A 22,600-nucleotide genomic window follows, 5' to 3' on the forward strand; every position below is an offset into this window, starting at 1 on the left:
CCTCGAACGCGACGACGTTGCTCCTGCGCAATCCGTGGGTACGCACTCATCTCTCTTTTCCTCTCTGTTCGACAACTATCGGGAAATATTTCCACAACCTAGATTTTTGTATTTCGGATAAGCGGTACGTAACTGCTACCGGCCGACCTCGATGGAATGGACCAGCGAACGACACCACTATCGAACCGAGAGTGTTCTGGATTCGTGGGGTATCGGTTACTCTCATTACTGGTGACGGATTTGGTATCGGCCAGGGACGACACATCATGGACGAAACTCAGTCGACAGCCGCGGTACTCGGTGGCTCCGTCTCCGGGCTCGCGGCAGCAACTGGACTGACTCGAAGAGCGAATTTTTCTCGAGTGACCGTTTACGAACGACAGGAGTACGACGAGAAGCGAGTCGACTGCGGCGAGGCGATAAACGACACGACGCTGATCCCGCTCGCAAAGACGCCCGAAAACGGGTTCGTCAACGACGTCGACGGGTTTCAGCTCCGCGTGTACGACGGTACCGACCGACCACTCGATGCACGACCGTTGGCGACGTCGAACGTGAACTGCGAACCGGGATACATCTGCGAGCGAGACGTCATCGAGCGACGGTGGGCGGCAGCCCTCGAAGCCAGGGACGTCGACTTTCGGACCGGCCGATCCGTCTCACCCGACGAGTACGCGGAGATCGTGGAGTCGTACGATTACGTCGTCGACGCGTCGGGGCAGCCCTCCCTGACGCTCAAAGCGATGGGAAACACGCGAGCCTACACGGGCGATATGGTCGCACTCAACGCGACCGTCGAGGGCGACTTTTCGGCGTACAGGAACCGGCCGCGTCTCTTCTTCGAGGGATACGTCGGCTACGCCTGGGCGTTCCCGAAGTCCGACGGCCACGCGAACGTCGGCATCGGTTGGGCGGGCGACCGGCGACCGGACGACTACTTCGGCGCACTCGAGGCCGCCGCCGAGCGGAATTCGTTTCCGGTCCCGGACCGAGCGGACGTGAACATCGCCACCATTCCGAGAGGCCCGAGTCTCGATCCAGTCGAGACGTACTATCCCGAGCAGAACGTGTTTCTCGTCGGTGACGCGGCCGGAATCGCCAATCGGTACCAGGGAGAGGGAATCTGCCAGGGGATCAGATCGGCGTACCTCCTCGCGGACCTGATCGCGGACGGGAACGAGTCCACGTATCCGCGGAAACTGTCCGCGCTGATGCGCTCAGAGTATCGACTCGCGCAGCTGATGCGCGGCGCGTGGGTCGAACACGAAGACCCCAAACTGCTGGCGTCCGTCGCGGAAGCGCTCGACGGGCTGACGATCGACGACATCACGCGGCGACCCGCGGCCGTGGCGCGACGGGTCGCGAGTCGGCCGAGGACCGCGATCGACCTGATCGCCGACGCTGGAATGATTCGGCGTCTCTACGGAGTTGCCACCGACTCGTGGGAGTACACCGCCGAGCGCGACGCTCGCTACAACCGGTGACATAGATTACAGAAACCGAGCGGGAATGGCTTATCCGAGGAGATCGATGGCGAGGCAGGTCACCCCGCGTTGCTCGAGCCCGAACGATTCGAGACACTCAGCCTGCCTCGCCTGTCGACGGTCGAAACGTGATCGATAGCACGTGGACTTATAAGCCTTAAATACCTCTTTTTGAATGACTTATGGCTGACCCGAAGGAATCCATCAACATCGAAAACGTGGTGGCATCGACTGGTATCGGACAGGAACTCGACCTGCAGAGCGTCGCAATGGATCTCGAGGGGGCCGACTACGACCCCGAACAGTTCCCCGGTCTCGTCTACCGAACCCAGAACCCCAAATCCGCCGCCCTGATCTTCCGCTCGGGCAAGATCGTCTGTACCGGCGCGAAAAGCACCGCCGCCGTCCACGAGAGTCTCGAGATCGTCTTCGATGAACTTCGTGACCTCCAGATTCAGGTGGAAGAAGATCCCGAGATCATCGTCCAGAACATCGTCAGCAGCGCTGATCTCGGCCGGAACCTCAATCTGAACGCGATCGCGATCGGGCTGGGCCTCGAGAATATCGAGTACGAACCCGAGCAGTTCCCCGGCCTCGTCTACCGACTCGACGAGCCCGAGGTCGTCGCTCTGCTCTTTGGCTCCGGGAAGCTCGTCATCACTGGCGGGAAGAAAGTAGAAGACGCCAGTCAGGCCGTGGACGTGATCGTCACCCGTCTGGAGGAGCTCGGCCTGCTCGAGTAACTCTTCCGTCCGCGTCGACCCTCGAATTCGGTAACCGTTAGAGAGACTGCGCCCGAGACAGTATCAGTAGTCGGTTCCAGTTCGGAGACCCTGAACTCACCGAACCGACCGATAGTAGCCACTGAAACGAGACCACGTTACTGGCTACTGGTACCGCTGACCTCGAGCTCCTCCCCGTGGAGAATGGCGAATATGTTCGTTCGGATTCCCACCCAGTAGGAACGAGTCTACTCCCTATCCAAGGGGAGCTCAGAGACACATGTAATGAGAGAGCAGCGTAGGACGCCTGGAACCGGTATATCTCGCCGGAAGTATCTCTTGGCAACTGGAGGCACGGGTATCGCAGCGTTCGCGGGCTGTTCAGCACCAACAACTGGGTGGGAACCAGCGACGACCATCGCGGAGCATTCATCGCCCGAGCTGGAGAAGTGGGTCGATGAAGTCCCTCGCCCGGGAGTCATTGAACCGGCTGGAACGAAGAACGGACAGCCCCGGTACGAGGTAACAATGGCTGAGATCGAGCAGAAGATACACCGCGACCTTCCGCCGACGACCGTCTGGGGGTACGACGGCCAGTTCCCCGGTCCGACGATCGAAGCCCAGCAAGGCGAGCCGATCTACGTGCGGTGGGAGAACGAGTTGCCGGACAGCCACCTCTTACCCGTTGACACGACGATTCACAGCGAGACAATTCCGTACGATACGCCTGGCATCCGGGCCGTGCCGCACCTTCACGGAGGTAACATCGAAGCTGCGAGCGATGGCAAAGCGCAGGCGTGGTTCACCTCGGACTTTCAGGAGACGGGACCCGAGTTCGAGAAAAAAGACTACTACTACGTGAACGACCAGCCGCCAACGACCCTGTGGTACCACGATCACGCGCTCGGAATCACGCGGTTAAACGTGTATGCCGGTCTCGCGGGTTTCTATCACCTCCGGAACGAACACGAACGGAATCTCGACCTCCCAAAAGACGAATACGAGATTTCACTCGCGCTTCAGGATCGCAGCTTCAACGAGAACGGGTCGTTGTTCTATCCGACGGCCGTCTCGGGCGAGCAGGGAGACGGAGACGACTCATCCCCAGACCCGAGCATCGTTCCGCAGTTCTACGGAGACACGTCGGTCGTCAACGGGAAGGCCTGGCCTCGGCTGTCCGTCGAACCCAGAGCGTATCGGCTCCGACTCCTTAACGGAGCCAACAGTCGATATTACAACCTCAAACTGCTCGAGTACGATGCGGCCTCCGGAGAGACCGGTGACGAGGGGCCATCGTTCGTCCAGATCGGAAACGACGGTGGTCTCCTCTCGGAACCGGTCGAAATCGCCGACCGTCTCGAGCTCGGCTCGGGCCAGCGTGCGGACGTCGTCGTCGACTTCGCCGATTACGCCGGGCAGACGCTACTCCTCCACAACGACGCACCGTCACTGTACCGTGGCACGCTGGAGAAGAGCGAGGAGACGCAGCCGCTTCCGGAAATCATGCTCGTCGACGTAGACGACACGGGAAGCGGACGGGACACCAATCAGGTTCCGGACAAGCTGACAACGGTTCCTGAGATTCCGGTCGATTCGGTGGACCGAAACAGACATCTCACGCTCACTACGCAAACCGACGAGTACGGACGGCTGTTACAACTCCTCGGGACGCAGGACAACGCGTACAAAGTGACTGATCCTGTTACCGAGGATCCCACGCTCGGTGACACTGAGATCTGGAGTCTCGCTAACTACACCGGGATGTCCCACCCGATGCACATTCACCTCGTGCACTTTCAGGTGTTGGGGCGGCAGTCACTGGCCGACTACGATCCGGATGCGAACACCGTTGAACTGGACTCGGTTGAGTCTCCCGAGCCCTACGAGCTGGGCTGGAACGACGTGGTTAACGTCAATCCCGCTGAGGTGGTCCACGTGATTGTACACTTCGGGGAGCACGAAGGGTTGTTCAACGACCAGACGGGCGAGTATATGTGGCACTGTCACATGATCGAGCACGAGGATCACGATATGATGCGTCCTTTCAGAGTACTGCCCGATTCTGACGACGAGAGCGGTGCTGACGACGAGAGCGCCTAAGAGACCGGCATCGGAACACGAGTCGGCTATTTTGCGCGGTTTTCCGTCCCTCGCTCGAGACCGTCGTCCTGACCGAGTACTCAACTATACTCGTCGAGACGCCGATCGATATCTGTCCGATCTCGTCGATCCGAGTGACTTCCACCTCCCTTGTCGTTTAAGTATTGTGCAATATGCACAAAACCCTTAAACGCTGTCGTCCCTTATAGAGACGTGATGACAACTGATGCACACAGCGGATCTGCCGAAGCATCGATCGACGAACCGCTCTTTATCGAGAGCGAGGGACACCTCGACGACGTCGTTGCCGAGCACGAGGTCGTACTCGTCGACTTCTACGCCGACTGGTGTGGCCCCTGCCAGATGCTCGAGCCCGTCCTCGAGGAACTGGCTGATGAGACCGCGGCCGTGATCGCGAAGATCGACGTCGACGAACACCAGCAACTCGCGGAAGCCTACGGCGTCCGAGGCGTGCCGACGCTCGCGCTCTTCGCGGACGGCGACCAGGTCGAACAGTACACCGGCGCGCTGCCGGCGGACCGGCTCCGTGATCTGCTCGAGGGATACACGAACGAATGAACGAGGACGGCACTGACTCCGCCCCCGTCCGCGACGTGATCATCGTCGGTACCGGCGTCGCTGGCCTCTCGGCGGCGGTTTACACCGCGCGAGCCGACCTCGAGACGCTCGAGCACACGGTTGAGGAGGCGCTCGAGGTCTCGCCGTAATCGGCTACTCGCAATCTACTCGCCCTCCGCGTGGCCCCGCGACATTTGATTTGGTATCGCAGTATGCGATTTATTACGGTCGCTGATCGGCGATTATGCGCCGCTGTGTCGGTCGAACCGCAGTAGTAGCATCGATGTTCGAGTTACCCATAGGCGTCTCTCCCTTTGATCACCGAGACCACTGTGCTGCCGTCATAACGACGATCTCAACGGAATTCGGACCTATGGTCAGTAACGTGGAGGAAATCGACTACTTGAGGATAACTGAACGACGGTCGTAGCGAAACAGCTCCGATACAACCACCCTCAAGCGCGTCGCTCTTCAATATTGTTTACTGAAGCGGTAAGCCGATTCGAACCGTCACTCACTCCGCTTGTGACGATGCCGCAAAAAGAGCCGGTGAAGGGATTGTGAACCACGGTCGCAGCAAAGCTGCTCCCTGATTCAAATCCTCTACGGCTTGCTTCGCACTTCACGTACTGTTCGTCGCAAAAGCAAGCCGGTGAAGGGCTGTGAACCCGAGGTTCGAAGCCGAGGTTTTATGCATTCGCGACCCGGTTGGTAATGCATGGGGAAAACGCCTCGAGACCGAATCGAGACACTCCGAGAGCGAATCAAGGAGAACGACGACATCACCGTCGCTGATCAGCTTTTGCTGAAGTTCAGCGACCGTCTCGATCTGCACGCCCAGACCTACAGCGACCACCGGCACGAGAAGTTGCTTCGTCATTGCACGATCATCGCCGAAGAAATCGACGACAGGTTGCTTCGGAACGCGCTTGAGGAACGAAAAGCCACCGAGTCGATCGTCGCATGGATCAACCGAACCTACGACAACGAGGAAACGAACCGGGACTACCGGGTAGCACTTCGCGTCTTTGCGAAGCGAGTCACCGATGGGGACGAATGTCCATCGGCGGTGGACTGGGTTCCCACTGATACGTCCTCGGACTATGATCCGACACCGGACCCTCGCGAGATGCTTCGATGGAAGGAGCACGTCGAGCCGATGATCGAGTCGGCCTTCAACGCTCGTGATGCGGCTATGATCGCTCTGCAGTTCGATGCCGGACTTCGGGGCGGCGAGTTCAAGCAACTCACCATCGGCGACATTCAAGACCATGAAAACGGCCTTCAGATCACCGTCGAAGGGAAGCAGGGACGGCGAACGATCCTGTTGATCCCTGCAGTCCCACACGTCAATCGATGGCTCGATGCCCATCCTAATCGTGAGGACCCAGATGCACCACTCTGGTCGAAACTCCACGAACCGAAGCCGATCTCCGACCGCATGGTAAGTAAGATCTTCGACGAGGTAGCTGACCGTGCAGGTGTTTCGAAGCCGGTCACGCTGACGAACTTCCGGAAGTCGAGTGCGGCGTTCCTCGCCTCTCGAAACCTCAATCAGGCTCATATCGAGAAACACCACGGCTGGGTTCGTGGCAGTAAGGCCGCAGCTCGGTACATCTCGGTATTCAGCGAGGATTGCGATCGCGAACTTGCTCGGCTTCATGGGGTCGATGTCTCGAACGAGGAACCGGACTCGATCGCTCCGCTCGAGTGTCCCCGATGCAGTCGAGAGACGCCACGGAAGGAACCGTTGTGTGTGTGGTGTGGTCAAGCGTTGGATCCGCAAGCTGCAACCGAGGTCGACGAAATCGACGGAGAGGTCAGCGAGAGCCTCGCCTCGCTTTCGCCTGAAAAGGCCGAAAGACTCCTCGAACTCGCTGATGCCCTCGACGATCCCGAGATCAAAGGAGCGCTGCTCGAGTCGGACTGAGCCGATCGGATCGCTCATTCGTACCCCTCCTCCTCGAGACGGTCAAGGAGTTTACGAGCGCGATCAGCAAACGGGACATCCTCCTCGATACACATCTCGAGGACATCGCGATACTCGGCAAGTTTTTCCCACGGATCCGAGGAATCGTCGGCTGATACCGTCATTGCTCACCACCACCATCCGGTTGATGTCCTTCACCAGTATCATGCAGCTTCTGTCGATCATGGTCCGTAAACTGGTCAAGGTCGATTTCATCTGGTACTTCCTCAGGACACTGGAATGCACGATCGATCCACTGCTCGAAGACTGCGTCCGAGAGTAGTCTAAGCTGCTCTTCGGTCACCGGTTCGAGGTCACTCCTGGCAGATGTCGACTTCGTTTCGATTGCCTCGAGACCGTACTGCGCGGCGATACGGTCCATGTAGCTCGCAACCGTCTGCTTCGTTGAGTTCATGACTCGAGCGATCGCAGCGTGCGAGTAGCCCTGCTCGCGATAGCCAAGCGCGAGTCCCTCCTGATCACGGAGGTCGGTAGTCCTGTCGAGATACCGAGCTCGCTGGGTAGCCACGCGGTCCGAGGATTCGTCGGTCGTTGAGCGATGCTGCTGGTTCGTAGAGTTGATGTCCGTCATTCGATGGATTCGAACAGATGAGGCACTGTTCCGGCCTTTAACGAGCACAGCCATCCCGGCGAATGGAACAACCAGAGATTTGACCCCACGTGACCTACCTTCGATCACGGGTCTCACCTCGGCGAACCGTCCAGTGGGTCTGCTGGCGCAGTCCGGCGTCCCATCTCGCGATGAGTTCGTCGAGGCTGCGCCCGTGTTTGATCCAACGATAGCGGTCAGGGGGGCACCAACCATCCAGACCGCTATCGTTGTCGATTCTACTGCCGACGAGAGGGATCACTCGCGATCACCGTTTGGATCTCGCGAGAACTCGCCTCGTGGGTACTCCTCCGGTTGGTAGCAGTCCGCCATCTTCCGAAGGAGGGAGTCCCAACTCTCGTCGCCTGTTTTGAGACGCCGAACGGATCGGAGCGTCTCTCGTGCACAAGGGATGCGCGTCTCTGTCTTCTCGGTCATGGACGCTCACCTCCTGTCCGCAGTGGTTGTCTGGGCATCACGACAGTCAGATGTTGGGCCGGGGGTACATTCAGCCTTTCGCCTCGTGACACAATTTCGATGTTAGACCCTGACGAAGAAACGCCCTCTATCTGGCGTAATAGCCCTTATTAAGCTTTAGACCGAAAGCGATTGTCAGACTCAGTACCTAATATCTAAAACAGGATTGTTGAGGTCCAATAGCCCCCAAGTCGTCCCTCAATTAGTAGGGACGTTTTCGTCTAACAGAAAGTTACACGTAGGTCCGATTACTGGATGGTGGTATGGATACTGAGCAGGAGACGCTTCCGGGCGACGAGAACGAGCCCGAGATACTCGAGCTCGAGACGCTCCGGTCGCATCTCTGGGAAGCTGCCGATATTCTTCGTGGCAGCATTGACGCAGCCGACTACAAGAACTACATCTTCGGGCTACTCTTTTTGAAACGCGTCAACGATCGATTCGAAGAGGAAACCGAGGAAATTTCCAAAGACCACGATATCCCTGAGGATGTCGTCGAGACCGATCGCGACCTACACGAAGAGTTCTGGGTCCCAGAACGCGCTCGCTGGGACCACATTGCTGCACAGGACACCGACATCGGTGCAACGCTGAACAAGGCACTCGCGGCGATCGAAGACGAGAACGATGAGATCGCCGACCGAGTGCTCACCTCTGTCGACTACAACGACAAGGACCGCCTCAGTGACGCCACGCTCGACGAACTCGTCACCCACTTCTCGAAACACCGATACCGCAATGCCGACCTCGAGGATCCCGACATCTTCGGGCGAGCCTACGAGTACCTCATCCGGAAGTTCGCTGACGACTCCGGGAAGAAAGGCGGTGAGTTCTATACGCCCCGCGAGGTCGTGCAACTTCTCGTCGAGTGTGTCGACCCTGATGCCGGTGACCGCGTATATGACCCAGCATGCGGATCTGGCGGGATGCTCATCTATTCGGCCCATCACGTCGAGCAGGAGGGTGGTGATCGAGACGACATTTCCCTCTACGGGCAGGAAAAGAACCTGAATACGTGGGCGATCGGCCAGATGAACATGCTCCTGCACGAGCTACAGGACGCCACGATTGCGAAAGGCGACACTATTGTCGAACCAAAGTTCGTCACCGAACACGATGAACTTGAAGTCTTCGACCGAGTCGTTGCCAATCCGCCGTGGAATCAGAAGAAGTGGAACAAAGAGTGGGTGCAGGAGAACGAGCCATACAATCGTTTCCAGTACGGATTGCCGCCAAAGAACCGAGGCGACTGGTCATGGATTCAGCTCATGCTCGCATCGCTCTCGGAGACCGGCAAGGCGGGCATTGTTATGGACAACGGTGTGCTGTTCCGCTCGCGTTCGGAGAAGAAGATCCGAAAGCCGATTCTGGAAGAGGATCTCGTTGAGGCCGTTATCGCACTGCCTGAGAATCTGTTCTATAACACTGGATCGCCGGGTTGCATCCTCATCCTAAATAAGGACAAGCCCGCAGGCCGCAAGGGCAAGGTCCAGTTCATCTACGCCGAAGATCAGACGCTTCGGGAATCAGAGGTGCAAGTTTACGAAGAACTCTCGAACCAGAACCAACTCACTCAAGAGGGCGTCGAGTATCTCGCTGAGACACACCTCACCAGTCGAGAAGAGGATCATCATAGTCGGTTGGTCGCCCTCGAAGAGATCGAAGAGAATAACTGGAATCTGAACGTTCCGCGTTACGTCGATACGACCGAGCCCGAGGAGCCAATCGACGTGAGCGAGAAGCTGAACGAGTTGGATAGGCTGGCCGAAAAACGCCAAAAGACTGACGAAGAACTTCAGGAGTATATGGAGGAATTGGATTACCGATGAGTGAAACGGCTGGGCAATCCGACCTTCGAGAGAGTTACAAAGAGGTCAAAATCGGGCCAAAATCGTTTGATATACCCGAAGAATGGAGCGTCGAAACGATTCCCGATCTCTGTAACCTCGATACGGAGTCCTTCGACGCTTCAAATCACAGCGAGGAGACATTTGAGTACATAGATATCGAATCTGTTTCACGAGGGACTATCAACCAGTCAAAGACGATCCCTGTTGAAGATACTCCGAGCCGTGCGAAACAGATCATTAGTACCGGGGATATACTCGTTGGTAAGGTCCGTCCCTATCTACAAGCGTTCGCCCCCGTGACTGAAGAGCACGACGGCAAGGTTTGTTCGACCGGTTTCGCCGTACTATCTGCCAAGGAAGACGTTTACTCATCATACATCACGCAGGCTATCCTCAGTAAGTATTTCCTTGATCAGATGACAAATAGGATGACAGGCACGAGTTATCCTGCAGTAAACAAATCCGACTTCGAGAACGTACGACTGTTTGTTCCACCACTCATCGAACAGAAGATTATCGCCGACATCCTCTCAACGGTCGACGAACAGCTTCAGCAAATAGACGAGATTATCCAAATAACGACCACGCTAAAGTCAGCGGTGGCTAATCGGCTTTTCGTGAACGGAATTAAAAATAACGGACAAAAATCTGTCAAACTCGGTCCAAAATCAGTTACTCTCCCTAACAACTGGGACGTGACGAAACTAACTAATCTTGAATCTCCGGAAGAGAACGCCGTTCAAACTGGACCTTATCAACTTGGAGATGTAGAATTCAAAGACAGTGGCCTTCGGGTCTACGGACAATCAAATGTCACCTCCGACAATTATGAGTCAGTCAGTAATCACATATCTCTTGATCTTGAGGACGATTTTTCCAGATATAAAATACGTTCCAGAGATGTGCTGTTAACCCGGATGGGGACAGTAGGGGATGCATCACTATTTCCAGATGATGCACAACCGGGTATTCTGAGCTATCACCTGCTTCGTATTCGACCTGATCAAAATAGTTGCTGGTCGCCATATCTACACCATTTATTAAATGACGGAAAGATAGTGATGGATCAAATAAAATCTCTTAGTCACGGATCGATAATGGATGGTCTGAATGTCTCAACTTTACGCCAAGTGAGGGTACCTCTACCGCCATTAGACGAGCAACAGAAAATTGGACAAATATTGGATCAGTTTGATAAAAAGATAGAAGAATATTCTCAATCAAAGCAGAGGCTTCAAGAACTCAAAAATGGTCTCATGCAGGACCTCCTCACCGGAAAAGTCCGCGTCAACACTGACAACTGACTATGTCCAATGAGTACGCCGAAGCCGAACGCCCCGCCCTCGAGACACTTGGCCAGCTCGGCTGGGAAGTCGTCGATCAACAGCAGACGACATGGGACGACCCTCGAGAGTCGGAATCCTCGGCTGTACTCGAACCTCGCATCCGCGATACCATCGAACGGCTAAATCCGTGGATCAACGAGAACAACCTCAACAAGGTCGTTCGCGAGATTCAGCAGGTCGCAGGAACGAGTACAATGGACGAAAACGAGCAAATCCACGAGAAGCTCGTCCGGCATACGTCGGTCAAACAGGATCGCGGCCACGGCCTGAAACACCAGACGGTCAAGTACATCGATTACGAGACGCCCGAAAACAACGATTTCTTCGCGCTCAATCAGTTTCGCGTCGAGGGACCGATCGAAACCATCAAGCCCGATATCGCGCTGTTCGTCAACGGCATCCCTCTCGGCGTCATCGAGTGCAAGGCCCCGGGCATTGCAGAACCGAAAAGCGAAGCGCTCGAGCAACTCCAGCGCTATCAGAACGAACGCACAGAGACCGGCAAGGAGGGCGCTGAAGCGCTATTTCGATACAACCAGTACTCGGTAGCAACGTGGCTCGAGGGCGCTGTGATGGGGACCTACGGGACGCCAAAGGGCCAGTACAAGCCGTGGCGTGACCCGTACCCCGTCGACGATGAGTACCTCGCCGATCGCTTCGATCTCGAGAGCTACGTCCCCGACCAGTACCGGATGCTCTACGCACTGTTCGAGCCTGAGCGGCTGCTCGACCAGCTTCGGCACTTTACGGTCTTCGAGACCAAGCAGAACGGCCAGATCAAGATGATCGCTCGGTATCAGCAGTACCGAGCCGTACACAAGGCGCTCGAGCGTATTGAGAAGCGCAATCAGCGGGAAGCACCGGGAGGTGTGATCTGGCATACCCAAGGCTCTGGGAAATCGCTCACGATGCTATTCCTTGGGCTCAAACTTCGCCGTGAGAAGGCCGATCCGAAGCTCGTACTTGTGACCGATCGGCAGGCACTCGACGACCAAATTCACGCGACGTTCGAGCGGTGTGGGTTTCCGAACCCAAAGAAAGCCGAAGGAATCGAGGATCTCCGCGAAAAGCTCGGTACCAGTGCTGGCGAGACGATCACGACATTGATCCAGAAGTTCCAGTTGCAGGAGGACGAGGACGGTGACTTTCCTGTGCTCTCCTCCGACAAGGACATCTACGTGATGGTCGACGAAGCCCACCGGACTCAGTACAAACACCTTGCGAACAACATGCGGACAGCACTTCCGAACGCCTTCTACGTGGGCTTCACTGGAACACCGATCGAGAAGGACGACCGGGATACGCGCCAAACGTTCGGCAACTACATCGACACGTACACGATCGATCAATCGCTCAAGGACGACACAACTGTCGAGATCCTCTATCAGGGTCGGCTCGCCGACATGCATCTCGAGGGCGAGACGCTGGATACGATGTTCGATCGGATCTTCGACGATTACACCGACGAGGAAAAAGCGGAGATCAAGAAACGCTATGCCCGTACGCAGGACCTTGCTGAAGCAGAGACTCGCATTGAGCGCGTCACGCTCGATATCATCGAGCACTTCGAGTCGGAGATCGCGGACACGTTCAAAGGAATGGTCGTCACCACGAGCAAGCGTGCGGCGATCAGCTACAAGGAGAAGTTGGACGAACTCAACGGTCCGGAGTCCCGGGTCGTCATCTCGCACGATCATAACGATCCCGAGTCCGTCAAAAAATGGGCACCGTCTGACTCTGAACTGAGCAAGTACAAGGATTCGTTTGTCGATCCCGATGGCGAGGTTGAGTTGCTCGTTGTTTGCGATATGTTACTCACGGGATTCGACGCACCGGTGGCACAGGTGATGTATCTCGACAAGCCGCTGAAGGAACACAACCTCCTACAGGCGATCGCTCGAGTGAACCGACCGTTCCCCGACAAAAACCACGGGCTGATCGTCGACTACTACGGCGTCTCGAACGAACTCCGGGAAGCGCTGGCGATGTTTAGTGCCGAGGACGTCGAACGTGCGATGGTTCCCCTGGAGGACAAAGAGCCCGAGCTCGAGGCAGCTCATCGAAACGCGGTCACGTTCTTCGATGATCTCGAGAATGTCGAAGCGTGTCTCCAGACGCTCGAGCCGGAGGATCGCCGTATCGAGTTCAACAATGCGTTCAAGCGTTTCTCGGGGTTGATGGATATCGTCCTTCCGAATCCGATGGCAAACCCGTACAAGGACGATCTCGAGCGTCTGAGCACGATCTATGGGCGGGCAAAGGAACGCTATCGCGACGATGAGATGAACCTCGAAGGTACCGGCGAGAAGGTGCGCGAGCTGATCCACAAGCACATTCGTTCATCCGGGATCGAAGTGCTGAACGATGAGCCGGTGTCTGTGATGGACACAGACGAATTCGATACGAGACTTGATACGTTAGAAAGCGACGAAGCTCGGGCGAGCGAAATGCAACACGCTGTCAAGCACGAACTCAACGTTCGCTACGACGAAGATCCCGTTCACTACGGTTCGCTGCAGGAACGCGTCGAGGAACTCATCGAAGAGTACAGACAACAGCGTCTCTCCGACCGCGAGGTCATCGAGGAGCTACGTGAGATTATGGATGAGATGCGTTCTCGCCAACAAATTGCCCGAAAGAAGGGGTTCGTCGGCACGACGGAACTGTCGTTTTATCACGCACTGGAGGATGTCCTCGAGGCCGAAGAGTGCGGAATCGACGAGGAGTCGCTGATCGAACTCACGGGTACGCTCGTTAGTGCCGTTGAAAAATTCACCGCTATCGTCGAATGGAAGCAGAAGGTGAATATCCAGCAGCAGATACGAAAGCAAGTGAAAATCGAGCTTTACAAGTCCGATCTTGACCTGAGTGATGTCGAGCGCGACGAACTCACGACCCGCGTGATCGAACTCGCTCGAGCTCACTACGAATGAGAGAGCATCATATCGGCCAGACAGTGGTTCCCTACGAGATCGACTGGAGCGAAGACCGAGACACAATTGGGCTCTCGGTGGATCAATCGCTCGAACTCACGGTTCGTGCTCCGATGACGGCGACAACCGATGATGTCGAGGACGTCCTTGAGAGCCGGCAGGAGTGGTTGCTCGAGAAGCTCTATGGACTCAAAGAGCAATCAGAGCCACCGTATGCGAAGGAGTTCATGAGCGGCGAGAAGCTTCCGTATCGCGGGCGGCAATACCATCTCGATGTCGTCGAGACAGATGTGCCGGAACCTCAGCTCTCCTTCGACGGAACTGAGTTCACCCTACGCGTGCATCGTTTCGACTCACCCGCCGATGGGGTTAGCGTCCGGCGCAAGCGCCAAGCAGTGATCGACTGGTACCTCCGTCGCGCCAAAGCGGAGTTGCCCGACCGATGTCCACAGTACGAATCGAAGCTGGGCCTCTCCGATGTTGCGATCGATGTTAGCAGACTCTCTGGCCGCTGGGGTGAATACGACAATGGTACTGTTCGACTGAACTGGCGGCTCATTCTCGCTCCCGTCCGTATTCAAGACTACGTTCTCGTCCATGAGCTGGCCCATGTAGCCCACGACGATCACTCCGATGCATTCTGGAACACGGTTGGAACACTGATTCCGGATTACGAGGAGCGTCGCAAGTGGCTCCGACTCAACGGTAACTCGCTGACCGTCTAAGTCAGATACTCCAGACAGCTACTATACTACCCGTACAACTCGCCAATCCGGTCGCCCTCGGGCGAGTTGGTGATGTTGTATCAACCATTATAAACGTCCAAAAATGGCAGAAATATAAGTATTATTGTGAGAGGCCATAGAGAGTTATACACCGGTAGCCCTCCCCCGCTCGATCGAGATAGGAGTCCCATTCGCCAAGGGGGGTAGATTATGAGACTCGAGCAACCGGTAAGTATAGGTAATGGAGTGATCACCCGTCTCGAAACAATTTCAGAGAATCGGTGATTCTCGGAAGACGATTGGATACTCTGGAAGGGAATTATCCAATTGGGCACTATATAGACATAATAGTCCAGTTATTTTCTTTGTCTGGGGACTTTCTATAGGGCTTTATCACTGCTCGTAGCGTCACTCGACGTGTGGAAAATCAGATGAAGCGGCGTGGAATGCTTGTACTGACGGCTGGAACACTCACTGCTGGATTTGCAGGATATGTTGGTGCTGCTCAAGAGGAAAGTAATACGACACAGGATGATACAGAGTATAGTCCGCTTGACGCGGCGGAAATCGATGATTCGTGGCCTATCGAGAACCGAGAGAACGCAGACGTAATCATCGACAGTGATACGGACGACGACATAGAGAGCGTTGGCGATGTCGTCGTCACTGCTGATGTCGAACTCGATGGCAACCTCACTGCGAACGGATCGGTCGTCATCGAAGAAGATGCAGCGGTTGATGGAACCGTTACAGTGGGCCAGCATGCTCGACTCGAACCGGATGCGGCAGTCGATGACGATGTGAGCGCAGGGGGGCATGTCGCGCTCCAAGAGGACGCTGAAATCGACGGAACAATCGCAGCAGGCGGTGACGTACTCCTCCAATCAGACGCGGAAGTCGATGGCGATCTCGGTGCGGGTGTTTTGTTTGAACAGCGAGACGATCTCGAACCAATTCCGAATGCGGACGGGAACGTCCGCCTCGAAGAAGACGCGGAGGTTGGCGGTAACATTACCGCAAATGCTGTCGAACGCCATCCGAGTGCCGAAGTTGACGGTGATATCTCCGGGGAGACAACCGAATCATCCCAACAGAGTCGACAGAACCAAAGCAGTGATGACGATGCTGATGATACCGGCGGTGATGACGATGCTGATGATGACGATGACTAAGTCAACTCACTCTCATCAGTAGCATCAATTACACCCTGTTCTGTTTTGATTGCCAGTCTGCTCAGTTCGAACATATACTTGCCAGATGGTTCACGGCAAGTCTGGCCGGAATTAACGGTAGATGATTTGATCTCAGATTTCCTGTTTTCGAAAGCCAACTCCCATAGTGACTCCTTCAATCTTCAATTCAGGTGGGACCACATGTGATTGTGGCCCACCAGCGCGTTGTCAGTGTGACCACACAATCTGCTGCGATGGATCACTCACGTCCGAATCGAAGGCAGCCAGCGTCGTCTGTCGCGTCCGTACGAGCACCACATCGACTTCGGAATCTCGCCACTTCGCACGGCAGACACGATCACAGAACGACCGCGTCCGATCGTTGCCAGCACCAAAGCCCGTCGAGACGATTGCTTGAACGGCGGTCACCGGCTCGAGGACTGCCCCGCAGTGGTCGCAGCAGTTGTCAGTCATTGTCGCTGGCCACGTAGACGATGCCACAGTGACCGCGACAGTGCTGCGCGTTCTTGTCGTCGATCTCCACCGGAAACGTCTCACACTCACACCGGGGGCAGCCGGCTCGAGTCATCGGTCCAGTCCCCGCAGCAGTTGAGCACGGCGCTCCAGTGCGACAGCCGTGCGCTGCTCGAGGTCACGGAGTGCTGCCTGCTCGATCCCGTCGAGTCGCTCAGCAGCGTGCTCGTCGGGTTCTACCTCCGGCACGTCGCATAGGTCTGCTTCATGGCCGCATCGTCGGCAGCGCCACGCCACGACACTACTGGGCACATGCTCAACGACACTCCCTGGCCGCTCGTGCTCACAGTCGGGACACCATCTTATCTCGTCACTGTGGTCTCGGCACTGATCGAACACGGGGCCGACTCGAGTCACGATCATATCGCCGTCTCGAGCCCGCAGTCGCTCACCGCCCTTTCGACAGTTCTCACAGCGAACCGCTTCGGTCACGTATCGCTCATCGTCCGAACTACCCGCCCGCACGAGGCGCAGGTTACCATCGCAGAGCCGACAGCGCTCGCTCATCGGTCATCACCTCCAGTGTGCACATTCTCTCGAAATCCAGCGTTGTAGCACATGAAGCACGGCAGATCATGGCCTTCGACACAGCAACAGTCAGCCGGTCGTTGACCTCCGTCTGCAATCGCTCGCTCTGCCGTCTCAGTGTCCGTGTCAAGCGAGTCTTGCGGTGGCACGACCTTCGGCTCGCCATCAACGTGTTCACCGTTCAGCTGGTCGGATACGTCAAGCTGGTCGAGGAGCAGCGCGTCCAGTGGCCGCATCCCCGTCTCGAACGTCACACGCCGAAGGTGTTTGCAGTGATTGTTGTTGTGTTGGCAGTCTGGGCAGGTACACGTCCCGCCGAACGCATCGACGAGATACGTCGAACCGCTCTCACTCACAATCTCGAACTCCCCGTCCTCGAGCGCAGGGTTGATTGAGTCGTCCATCACCGTCAGTTCTTGCTCAATCGCCCGCACATCGCGAGCGTCGATACACAGTTCGTCGGCTTTACGGCCGTCGGTCGCGTAGGTTCGTTGGGTCATTGTCTCGCACCTTGGTTTCGAGGCAGACCCGAGCTCGCGGCGTTCCAGCGCCGTGGGCAATTTCCGATTGCCCATGAGCCTTGTCTCCCTCTACCTATGCCTACAACGGAATAGGCCATAAAGGTGTGCAGATGCCGAATTTCGCAACTTTCAGGATTCTAATGCCGTTGTGCGCAATGATCTTATGCCATCGTAGGCCCACGACATTAATGCCGTTGTGTGCATATACCAGATATACCGATGGCTGACCGCGAACGTTCCGACACGGGCGAATTTGATGACCACATTCCAGTTGATCGCGTCCGGGCCGTCTTCGATGAACTCGAGGATAGTGCCGAACCCTTGGATGCCGGAACTGTCGCTGAGCATGCCGACATGGCCCGTCGCACTGCCCATAACAAACTAAACGATCTCGTTGACGAGGGTGAATTACGAACCAAGAAGGTCGGCGCTCGCGGTCGTATTTGGTGGATCCCCCATCGTGAATGATCGACTGGTGCCTAATGAACAGCAACAGCTACGAGCGGTATAGGGCAGCAAATACAATGCAATCTCGGCTCGACTCAGAGGCTGGAACAACTGATCGGTCGGCTGTTCCACCTGCCTCGAGGAGATACCATTATTCAGCATCATCACACATAGACGTTCTGAGACCATTGCTAATGCGTTTGACCCGGATAGGACGCTGTTTGGGTGGTGATCTACCCGCGTTCGTAGCAAGATGATCCACAAGCCGACGAATAACTGGGCCGGCACCGTCGAGTACGACCTCTGATAACCGGTGCTCTATCCAGTTGAATTGAACATCCTGAAAGATAATTAATACTATTTTATTATCAATTCTCCTTCTGACATAGTCCGGGTATTATAATGTGGTATGGTGACTATTACCACGGAGGGTGGAAAATGGCGCAACCAAGTCCAACGGAAACAGTAGACGAGAAGAGAGATCCAACTGAGCTGAGTATCGGTGGTATTGTTGCATGGTTAGTTGGTGTGTTAACTATACTTGCTGCAGTCGCTTCCATTGCACAAGGCGTGATGATCGGTGGCTCGATCGTTCTGTTTGTTGCTGGTATCTTTGGGCTACCCCCAACCCGGAAAATGATCGAAGAGGAACTTAACGTGAGATTCTCTCGGTGGTTAGCAATACTGGTTTATCTCATACTCCTCATGGTTGCTGGCGGAGTTGGAGCATAGTAATATAATTCTATTATCAATGGTTTTCCCACTCATGACGGTACATTCGGTCAAATTAGTGAAATAAGGCTATCTACCGCCCAAAGGGCTGATTCGCAGGCGGGATAAGAATCAGAAATGTGCACCGCGGGTCGGGATGTTTCGCGGGCCATCTTGGCAAGGATAGACAACATATGAGAAGACCCCTTCATTGACTCTGCACCGCCGCTGCCTGAACGCTTGGTAGATATCGCCGACGGCGTCCAAATGTGGTGCTATGGCCACATCCCGCGTTGCTGGCCGGTATCGCTATTCAAAGAGAGCATGGACCGCTAATGAGAGGACCCTTTCATTCATCCGCCTCGAACCACCGATCTTCACCAGCGAGCGCTATGATTACGTGGTCATTCTCACCTGACTATGGGGTGTGATTCTCGACGCTACCAGCGCTGTGAGTTTCATCCGGAATCGTGAGGAATAGAAGGTCAGTGAGACAGTGCTATCGCTGGCCGTCGTTGCGAACCCGCCGCAGTCGCGTCAGTTAGTCCGCAACCGGCGCGTCAGTATCCACATCCGTCGGTGGTGGATCATCGACTGGCTCAGGTTTGCCAAGGTCTTGATACTCGGTATAAGCGTCCTTGAGGCCATCTAATCGACCTTCGTCGATCGTTTCGCACCAGTCTACGCTCTCGAGGTACTCCCCAGCGCAGCGGATCGGTCGCATGGTCGTCCCGCAGCGCTCTGTTGACTGCGTCAGTGTTTCACCGCATATCGGCTCGTTGATCCAATCCGGTACGTCCGAAAGCAATCCCGTCTGATCGCCACCCGCAGCGAACGGTCGTGACGTATCTGTCCGGTGCCCAGTCCCAGCCGATGCTGTCGACGATCGTAGGCTCGAGGTTGCTGTGGTTGGCCCCAGACCCGATGAGTTCATGGCCTCGATCGGGTCATCAGTGTCGTCTGGTGTGACCATGTCCTCGTTGTCCGTCGCTGGTTCGATATGCGCGTCACACTCTGGTTTCGCGAGCGAGAGGCCGAGTACATCCGATGCCGTCTCACGACATGCGTCGTCGGCCTTCGCGAGCGCCCAGTCCTCCGCGGCATGGTTTGCAAGCCGCCCGAACGCCTGATAGCATGCCCGGTATGAGTTCCCCCGCTGCTTGAGCCCAACGTGGGAGAGTGCGTACATCGTCGCTGCCGCGAGGTCCTCAATTGTCTCGAGTGACTTCCCGTCGTCATCCGAAATTCTGTGGATCACCACGCCTGTATCGTCGGCAATCTGCTTGGTCACTGCTCCGCACTGAACGAAGTCAGCGACAGCAAAGACGTGGAAGTGGGGCGCGTACTCGAGGAACTCATCATAAACCGCGGCCGCTGGCCACTCTTCGCTCTCGAGTTTCTCACTGAGGATATTACACCAATTGAGATCTCCGTCGCCGCTCTCGTGACCAAACACGTCACCGCAGTACTCGGGTTTGATCCGGTAGTTGTGGAAGACTGCAAGTCCGTGCTCAACGCCAATCTGATCGAGGAGCGCCTGCGTGATCTTCCGCAGCTGCTTGACCGGGTCATCGGATCGAACTCGCACGTCAGGTCGAAAACTGACTGTTAGGTGGTGGAACTTCTGCCAGCCCGATTCCCGCTGTTCGAGGTCGTGGCGTAGGCTCTCGAGTTTCGCCACCTGTGTCTTCGCTCGCCGGAAACACCATGACTTGTAGCACCTCTCGCACCGCGATCGTTGGCACGTTTGTCCTACCTCCTGTGTCGCCGCGCAGTCCGGGCAGAATAGGCCATGGAACGGGTCGCCGCAGGTGTCGTATCGCTCGCCCGACCCCGGGATATGTGGCGCTGTCGGCCGCGCGTCGTAGGCCAGCGTGTCCACGTCAGGTTCGGCCGTTGTGATCCGGCTACCGTCTGCTGGGTCGACATCTTGGTGAATCGTGATCCGTCGCTGGCCATCGTCACCCGTCACGTTATGCTCGAATGACAGTCCGCCCTTCGAGCGCGTTCGATCCCGCGCCGATGTCGTATCGGTGCGGACCATCACTGAACACCCCCGTTGTCCGCACCTGCTTGGGCAACGATCGGCAAGGATCGATGGAACCACCGCGTTGTCGATTCGAACGCCTCTAACCAAGTCTGACTGCCGGAAATCGATTGCTTGACCGTCTGAGTTAGTGATGTCGCAATCGTATCAACCGCCTGCAGTCCGATGATCAGGATACAGTCTCCGCAGTAATCATCACCGGATGTCTCGACCGCTGGCCGAGCCTCATGGGAATACTCGGCCGACATCCCGATTTCTATGCGTGTAGCCGAGCGATCATGCTGGGCTTTGAACCTCAGGTTCCATCTATGAGGAGATCCTGAACGTTCAGAATCGACGATACCAGTAGGTAGAGGCTTTGAACCTGAAGTATTAAGCCGGTGAAGGGATTTGAACCCTTGACCTAATCCTTACGAAGGATTCGCTCTGCCAGTCTGAGCTACACCGGCGCGAGTGCATTCATTCGTAGGACCGATACCAGCCATAAGGATTGCGAATTGATGCGCACGTGCGACGGGTACGTGTCAGACGACGATCCGATTCGCCTGGTTACCGCTCGAGGCGGACGTCCAGACAGACGTTCAGCTCGTGGGGAGCGTAGGATCGGACGGTGTGACGCGTTTCGACGGTGACCGAATACTCGGGTTCGGCAGCTGCGCGAATTGCACGTTCGCCCGGCCCGAACGGGTCGTCTTCGTGCTGGATGTCGTAATAGTGGAGCGTACAGTCGTCGCTGGCTAGGAGAACGGCCGACTCGAGGAACTCGTCGGCGCTGTGGGGGAGGTTCATCACGAGTCGGTCGGCCCAGTTTTCGTATTCGGTAGCCACATCGCGAACGTCGTCGTTGAGGGCGGTCACGCGGTCTGCAACCCCGTTCCGCCGAGCGTTCTCGCAGAGGTACTCGATCGCCTCGGCGTTGATGTCCACGCCGACACACTCCGCGCCGCGTTTCGCGAACGGGATCACGAAGGGGCCGACGCCCGCGAACATATCGAAGGCGTGCTCGTTCGCGTCTACCTGCTCGGCCACGCGGTGGCGTTCGGTCGCAAGCCGTGGCGAGAAGTAGACCGTCGCGAGGTCCAGCGCGAACTCGCAGCCGTACTCCCGGTGGACGACCTCCGTGTTCTCGCCGGCGAGCAGCTCCCAGTCGCGCACGCGCGTCTCGCCTTTGACTTTCGAAGCCTTGTTCAGGACGGTCTCGACGGGGAGATCCGACTCGAGGATGGCGTCCGCGATTTCTCGTGCGCGCTCGGGGTCGTCCTCGTCGATGAGCGCGGCCTCGCCGAGTCGTTCGTAGGTGGGGTCGAAGGCGAGGAGCTCCCCCGGCGTGGTCTGACTCTCGCGCTCGGTGACGTTCTGGAGGACGATCTCGTACTCCTCGAGCACCGCCGACGCGGCGTCGGGGTCGGTGACCGGGATGTAGAGCTGGCCGTCCGCGACGCTAATCTCGTACGCGTCGTCGATCAGGTCCGCCTCGGCGAGCGATGTTCGCGTCGCTTCTCCAGCTTCGCGCGCGACGCGGACGCACGGCACTTCCATACGCAAACTGGCCGGTGGGTCGCCGTAACGCTGACGTTTTTGACAGCAGCGCCCGGAGACGAACGGCGGCTATAAATCAAGGCGTGCTATATAAAAACCGTCTGCAGAAGTCAGACACGTCAAGAATAATTGGTTGGATTGGTCTGTTGATTGCGAGACGAGTAGAGCAACAAAACCTATAAGGGGAGCAGCCTCGTCGATGTCAGTATGGTGTCCACTTCCCACGCCAATTGCTGGCGTTGGCACGCGTCTCGGGAAGCGGACAGTATCGCGGTTTAGGGTCGGACGGGCTTCACCCGGCGGATT

Annotated in this window: 20 protein-coding genes, 1 tRNA gene and 1 pseudogene; 14 read left to right on the plus strand and 8 right to left on the minus strand. The window is 56.5% G+C overall.

What is annotated here, in order from left to right:
* Nucleotides 1–266: 266 nt before the first annotated feature.
* The 6 genes and pseudogenes from HYG81_RS24880 (at nucleotide 267) to HYG81_RS24905 (ending at nucleotide 6,815) form a co-directional block, all read left to right on the plus strand.
* Nucleotides 267–1,484 carry an NAD(P)/FAD-dependent oxidoreductase gene (locus tag HYG81_RS24880; RefSeq protein WP_180842344.1) on the plus strand — a complete coding sequence of 406 codons (1,218 nt, stop codon included), beginning with the start codon at nucleotides 267–269 and terminating at the stop codon, nucleotides 1,482–1,484.
* A 182-nt stretch (nucleotides 1,485–1,666) separates the two neighbouring features.
* Nucleotides 1,667–2,227: a TATA-box-binding protein gene (locus HYG81_RS24885; RefSeq protein ID WP_180842345.1), complete on the plus strand. Its 561-nt coding sequence runs from the start codon at nucleotides 1,667–1,669 to the stop codon at nucleotides 2,225–2,227.
* Nucleotides 2,228–2,491: 264 nt separating this feature from the next.
* Nucleotides 2,492–4,306: a multicopper oxidase family protein gene (locus HYG81_RS24890; RefSeq protein ID WP_180842346.1), complete on the plus strand. Its 1,815-nt coding sequence runs from the start codon at nucleotides 2,492–2,494 to the stop codon at nucleotides 4,304–4,306.
* 216 nt (nucleotides 4,307–4,522) lie between these two features.
* Nucleotides 4,523–4,885 carry a thioredoxin gene (gene trxA / locus HYG81_RS24895; protein WP_180842347.1) on the plus strand — a complete coding sequence of 121 codons (363 nt, stop codon included), beginning with the start codon at nucleotides 4,523–4,525 and terminating at the stop codon, nucleotides 4,883–4,885.
* Nucleotides 4,882–4,995, plus strand: a pseudogene (locus HYG81_RS24900) (FAD-binding protein); the annotation flags it as partial. The gene trxA and the pseudogene HYG81_RS24900, both read left to right, overlap by 4 nt.
* 608 nt (nucleotides 4,996–5,603) lie before the next feature.
* The gene (locus HYG81_RS24905) at nucleotides 5,604–6,815 is read left to right on the plus strand and encodes a site-specific integrase (protein WP_180842348.1); all 1,212 of its coding nucleotides are present in this window, start codon (nucleotides 5,604–5,606) and stop codon (nucleotides 6,813–6,815) included.
* Nucleotides 6,816–6,829: 14 nt separating this feature from the next.
* Here HYG81_RS24905 and HYG81_RS24910 read toward each other — a convergent pair whose 3' ends face one another.
* The 3 genes from HYG81_RS24910 to HYG81_RS24920 form a co-directional block, all read right to left on the minus strand.
* A complete protein-coding gene (locus HYG81_RS24910; RefSeq protein ID WP_180842349.1) occupies nucleotides 6,830–6,979 on the minus strand; it encodes a hypothetical protein in 150 nt (49 codons plus the stop codon).
* Nucleotides 6,976–7,269: a hypothetical protein gene (locus tag HYG81_RS24915; RefSeq protein WP_226777525.1), complete on the minus strand. Its 294-nt coding sequence runs from the start codon at nucleotides 7,267–7,269 to the stop codon at nucleotides 6,976–6,978. The genes HYG81_RS24910 and HYG81_RS24915 overlap by 4 nt, the downstream gene beginning before the upstream one ends.
* A gap of 453 nt (nucleotides 7,270–7,722) precedes the next feature.
* Complete coding sequence (locus HYG81_RS24920; protein WP_226777526.1) at nucleotides 7,723–7,902, minus strand: hypothetical protein; 180 nt, start codon at nucleotides 7,900–7,902, stop codon at nucleotides 7,723–7,725.
* A gap of 302 nt (nucleotides 7,903–8,204) precedes the next feature.
* Between HYG81_RS24920 and HYG81_RS24925 the strand changes: the two genes are divergently transcribed.
* The 5 genes from HYG81_RS24925 (at nucleotide 8,205) to HYG81_RS24945 (ending at nucleotide 15,967) form a co-directional block, all read left to right on the plus strand.
* Entirely contained in the window at nucleotides 8,205–9,770 is a 1,566-nt protein-coding gene (locus HYG81_RS24925) for a type I restriction-modification system subunit M (RefSeq protein WP_180842351.1), read from the plus strand.
* A complete protein-coding gene (locus HYG81_RS24930) occupies nucleotides 9,767–11,095 on the plus strand; it encodes a restriction endonuclease subunit S (RefSeq protein WP_180842352.1) in 1,329 nt (442 codons plus the stop codon). Before HYG81_RS24925 ends, HYG81_RS24930 begins: the two co-directional genes overlap by 4 nt.
* 2 nt (nucleotides 11,096–11,097) lie before the next feature.
* Nucleotides 11,098–14,070, plus strand: a complete 2,973-nt coding sequence (locus HYG81_RS24935; protein ID WP_180842353.1) for a type I restriction endonuclease subunit R — start codon at nucleotides 11,098–11,100, stop codon at nucleotides 14,068–14,070.
* Nucleotides 14,067–14,795 carry a M48 family metallopeptidase gene (locus tag HYG81_RS24940; RefSeq protein WP_180842354.1) on the plus strand — a complete coding sequence of 243 codons (729 nt, stop codon included), beginning with the start codon at nucleotides 14,067–14,069 and terminating at the stop codon, nucleotides 14,793–14,795. The genes HYG81_RS24935 and HYG81_RS24940 overlap by 4 nt, the downstream gene beginning before the upstream one ends.
* 419 nt (nucleotides 14,796–15,214) lie before the next feature.
* Nucleotides 15,215–15,967: a polymer-forming cytoskeletal protein gene (locus tag HYG81_RS24945; RefSeq protein ID WP_226376039.1), complete on the plus strand. Its 753-nt coding sequence runs from the start codon at nucleotides 15,215–15,217 to the stop codon at nucleotides 15,965–15,967.
* Nucleotides 15,968–16,195: 228 nt separating this feature from the next.
* On the opposite strand, the gene HYG81_RS24950 is transcribed toward HYG81_RS24945, so the two are convergent.
* On the minus strand, nucleotides 16,196–16,441 hold the full coding sequence (locus HYG81_RS24950) for a hypothetical protein (RefSeq protein ID WP_180842355.1): 246 nt from the start codon (nucleotides 16,439–16,441) through the stop codon (nucleotides 16,196–16,198).
* Nucleotides 16,442–16,576: 135 nt separating this feature from the next.
* Between HYG81_RS24950 and HYG81_RS45375 the strand changes: the two genes are divergently transcribed.
* A complete protein-coding gene (locus HYG81_RS45375; protein ID WP_255647678.1) occupies nucleotides 16,577–16,699 on the plus strand; it encodes a hypothetical protein in 123 nt (40 codons plus the stop codon).
* 305 nt (nucleotides 16,700–17,004) lie between these two features.
* Here the strand turns inward: HYG81_RS45375 and HYG81_RS24955 are convergent, their stop codons facing one another.
* Entirely contained in the window at nucleotides 17,005–17,529 is a 525-nt protein-coding gene (locus HYG81_RS24955; protein WP_226777527.1) for an SWIM zinc finger family protein, read from the minus strand.
* A 240-nt stretch (nucleotides 17,530–17,769) separates the two neighbouring features.
* On the opposite strand from HYG81_RS24955, the gene HYG81_RS24960 reads away from it, so the two are divergent.
* Together HYG81_RS24960 and HYG81_RS24965 are read left to right on the plus strand one after the other, a co-directional pair.
* Complete coding sequence (locus HYG81_RS24960) at nucleotides 17,770–18,018, plus strand: helix-turn-helix domain-containing protein (RefSeq protein WP_180842357.1); 249 nt, start codon at nucleotides 17,770–17,772, stop codon at nucleotides 18,016–18,018.
* Nucleotides 18,019–18,435: 417 nt separating this feature from the next.
* Nucleotides 18,436–18,729, plus strand: coding sequence for a hypothetical protein (locus tag HYG81_RS24965; RefSeq protein WP_180842358.1), 294 nt, complete (start codon nucleotides 18,436–18,438; stop codon nucleotides 18,727–18,729).
* Between the two features lie 520 nt (nucleotides 18,730–19,249).
* Here the strand turns inward: HYG81_RS24965 and HYG81_RS24970 are convergent.
* The 3 genes from HYG81_RS24970 to HYG81_RS24980 all read right to left on the minus strand — a co-directional run bounded on the left by HYG81_RS24970 (nucleotide 19,250) and on the right by HYG81_RS24980 (nucleotide 22,294).
* Nucleotides 19,250–20,752, minus strand: a complete 1,503-nt coding sequence (locus HYG81_RS24970; RefSeq protein WP_180842359.1) for a hypothetical protein — start codon at nucleotides 20,750–20,752, stop codon at nucleotides 19,250–19,252.
* A gap of 378 nt (nucleotides 20,753–21,130) precedes the next feature.
* Nucleotides 21,131–21,204, minus strand: a tRNA-Thr gene (locus tag HYG81_RS24975).
* 100 nt (nucleotides 21,205–21,304) lie between these two features.
* A complete protein-coding gene (locus HYG81_RS24980; RefSeq protein ID WP_180842360.1) occupies nucleotides 21,305–22,294 on the minus strand; it encodes a class I SAM-dependent methyltransferase in 990 nt (329 codons plus the stop codon).
* Nucleotides 22,295–22,600 lie beyond the last annotated feature (306 nt).

The sequence above is a fragment of the Natrinema zhouii genome (assembly GCF_013456555.2).
Classification (GTDB): Archaea; Halobacteriota; Halobacteria; order Halobacteriales; family Natrialbaceae; genus Natrinema; species Natrinema zhouii.

What these genes read in the sequence shown, in the direction of transcription:
- HYG81_RS24880 (WP_180842344.1), top strand. Translation starts at nt 267, where the DNA reads ATGGACGAAACTCAGTCGACAGCCGCGGTACTCGGTGGCTCCGTCTCC.
- HYG81_RS24885 (WP_180842345.1), top strand. Translation starts at nt 1,667, where the DNA reads ATGGCTGACCCGAAGGAATCCATCAACATCGAAAACGTGGTGGCATCG.
- HYG81_RS24890 (WP_180842346.1), top strand. Translation starts at nt 2,492, where the DNA reads ATGAGAGAGCAGCGTAGGACGCCTGGAACCGGTATATCTCGCCGGAAG.
- trxA (WP_180842347.1), top strand. Translation starts at nt 4,523, where the DNA reads ATGACAACTGATGCACACAGCGGATCTGCCGAAGCATCGATCGACGAA.
- HYG81_RS24905 (WP_180842348.1), top strand. Translation starts at nt 5,604, where the DNA reads ATGGGGAAAACGCCTCGAGACCGAATCGAGACACTCCGAGAGCGAATC.
- HYG81_RS24910 (WP_180842349.1), bottom strand. Translation starts at nt 6,979, where the DNA reads ATGACGGTATCAGCCGACGATTCCTCGGATCCGTGGGAAAAACTTGCC.
- HYG81_RS24915 (WP_226777525.1), bottom strand. Translation starts at nt 7,269, where the DNA reads ATGAACTCAACGAAGCAGACGGTTGCGAGCTACATGGACCGTATCGCC.
- HYG81_RS24920 (WP_226777526.1), bottom strand. Translation starts at nt 7,902, where the DNA reads ATGACCGAGAAGACAGAGACGCGCATCCCTTGTGCACGAGAGACGCTC.
- HYG81_RS24925 (WP_180842351.1), top strand. Translation starts at nt 8,205, where the DNA reads ATGGATACTGAGCAGGAGACGCTTCCGGGCGACGAGAACGAGCCCGAG.
- HYG81_RS24930 (WP_180842352.1), top strand. Translation starts at nt 9,767, where the DNA reads ATGAGTGAAACGGCTGGGCAATCCGACCTTCGAGAGAGTTACAAAGAG.
- HYG81_RS24935 (WP_180842353.1), top strand. Translation starts at nt 11,098, where the DNA reads ATGTCCAATGAGTACGCCGAAGCCGAACGCCCCGCCCTCGAGACACTT.
- HYG81_RS24940 (WP_180842354.1), top strand. Translation starts at nt 14,067, where the DNA reads ATGAGAGAGCATCATATCGGCCAGACAGTGGTTCCCTACGAGATCGAC.
- HYG81_RS24950 (WP_180842355.1), bottom strand. Translation starts at nt 16,441, where the DNA reads ATGACTGACAACTGCTGCGACCACTGCGGGGCAGTCCTCGAGCCGGTG.
- HYG81_RS24955 (WP_226777527.1), bottom strand. Translation starts at nt 17,529, where the DNA reads ATGACCCAACGAACCTACGCGACCGACGGCCGTAAAGCCGACGAACTG.
- HYG81_RS24960 (WP_180842357.1), top strand. Translation starts at nt 17,770, where the DNA reads ATGGCTGACCGCGAACGTTCCGACACGGGCGAATTTGATGACCACATT.
- HYG81_RS24965 (WP_180842358.1), top strand. Translation starts at nt 18,436, where the DNA reads ATGGCGCAACCAAGTCCAACGGAAACAGTAGACGAGAAGAGAGATCCA.
- HYG81_RS24970 (WP_180842359.1), bottom strand. Translation starts at nt 20,752, where the DNA reads ATGGTCCGCACCGATACGACATCGGCGCGGGATCGAACGCGCTCGAAG.
- HYG81_RS24980 (WP_180842360.1), bottom strand. Translation starts at nt 22,294, where the DNA reads ATGGAAGTGCCGTGCGTCCGCGTCGCGCGCGAAGCTGGAGAAGCGACG.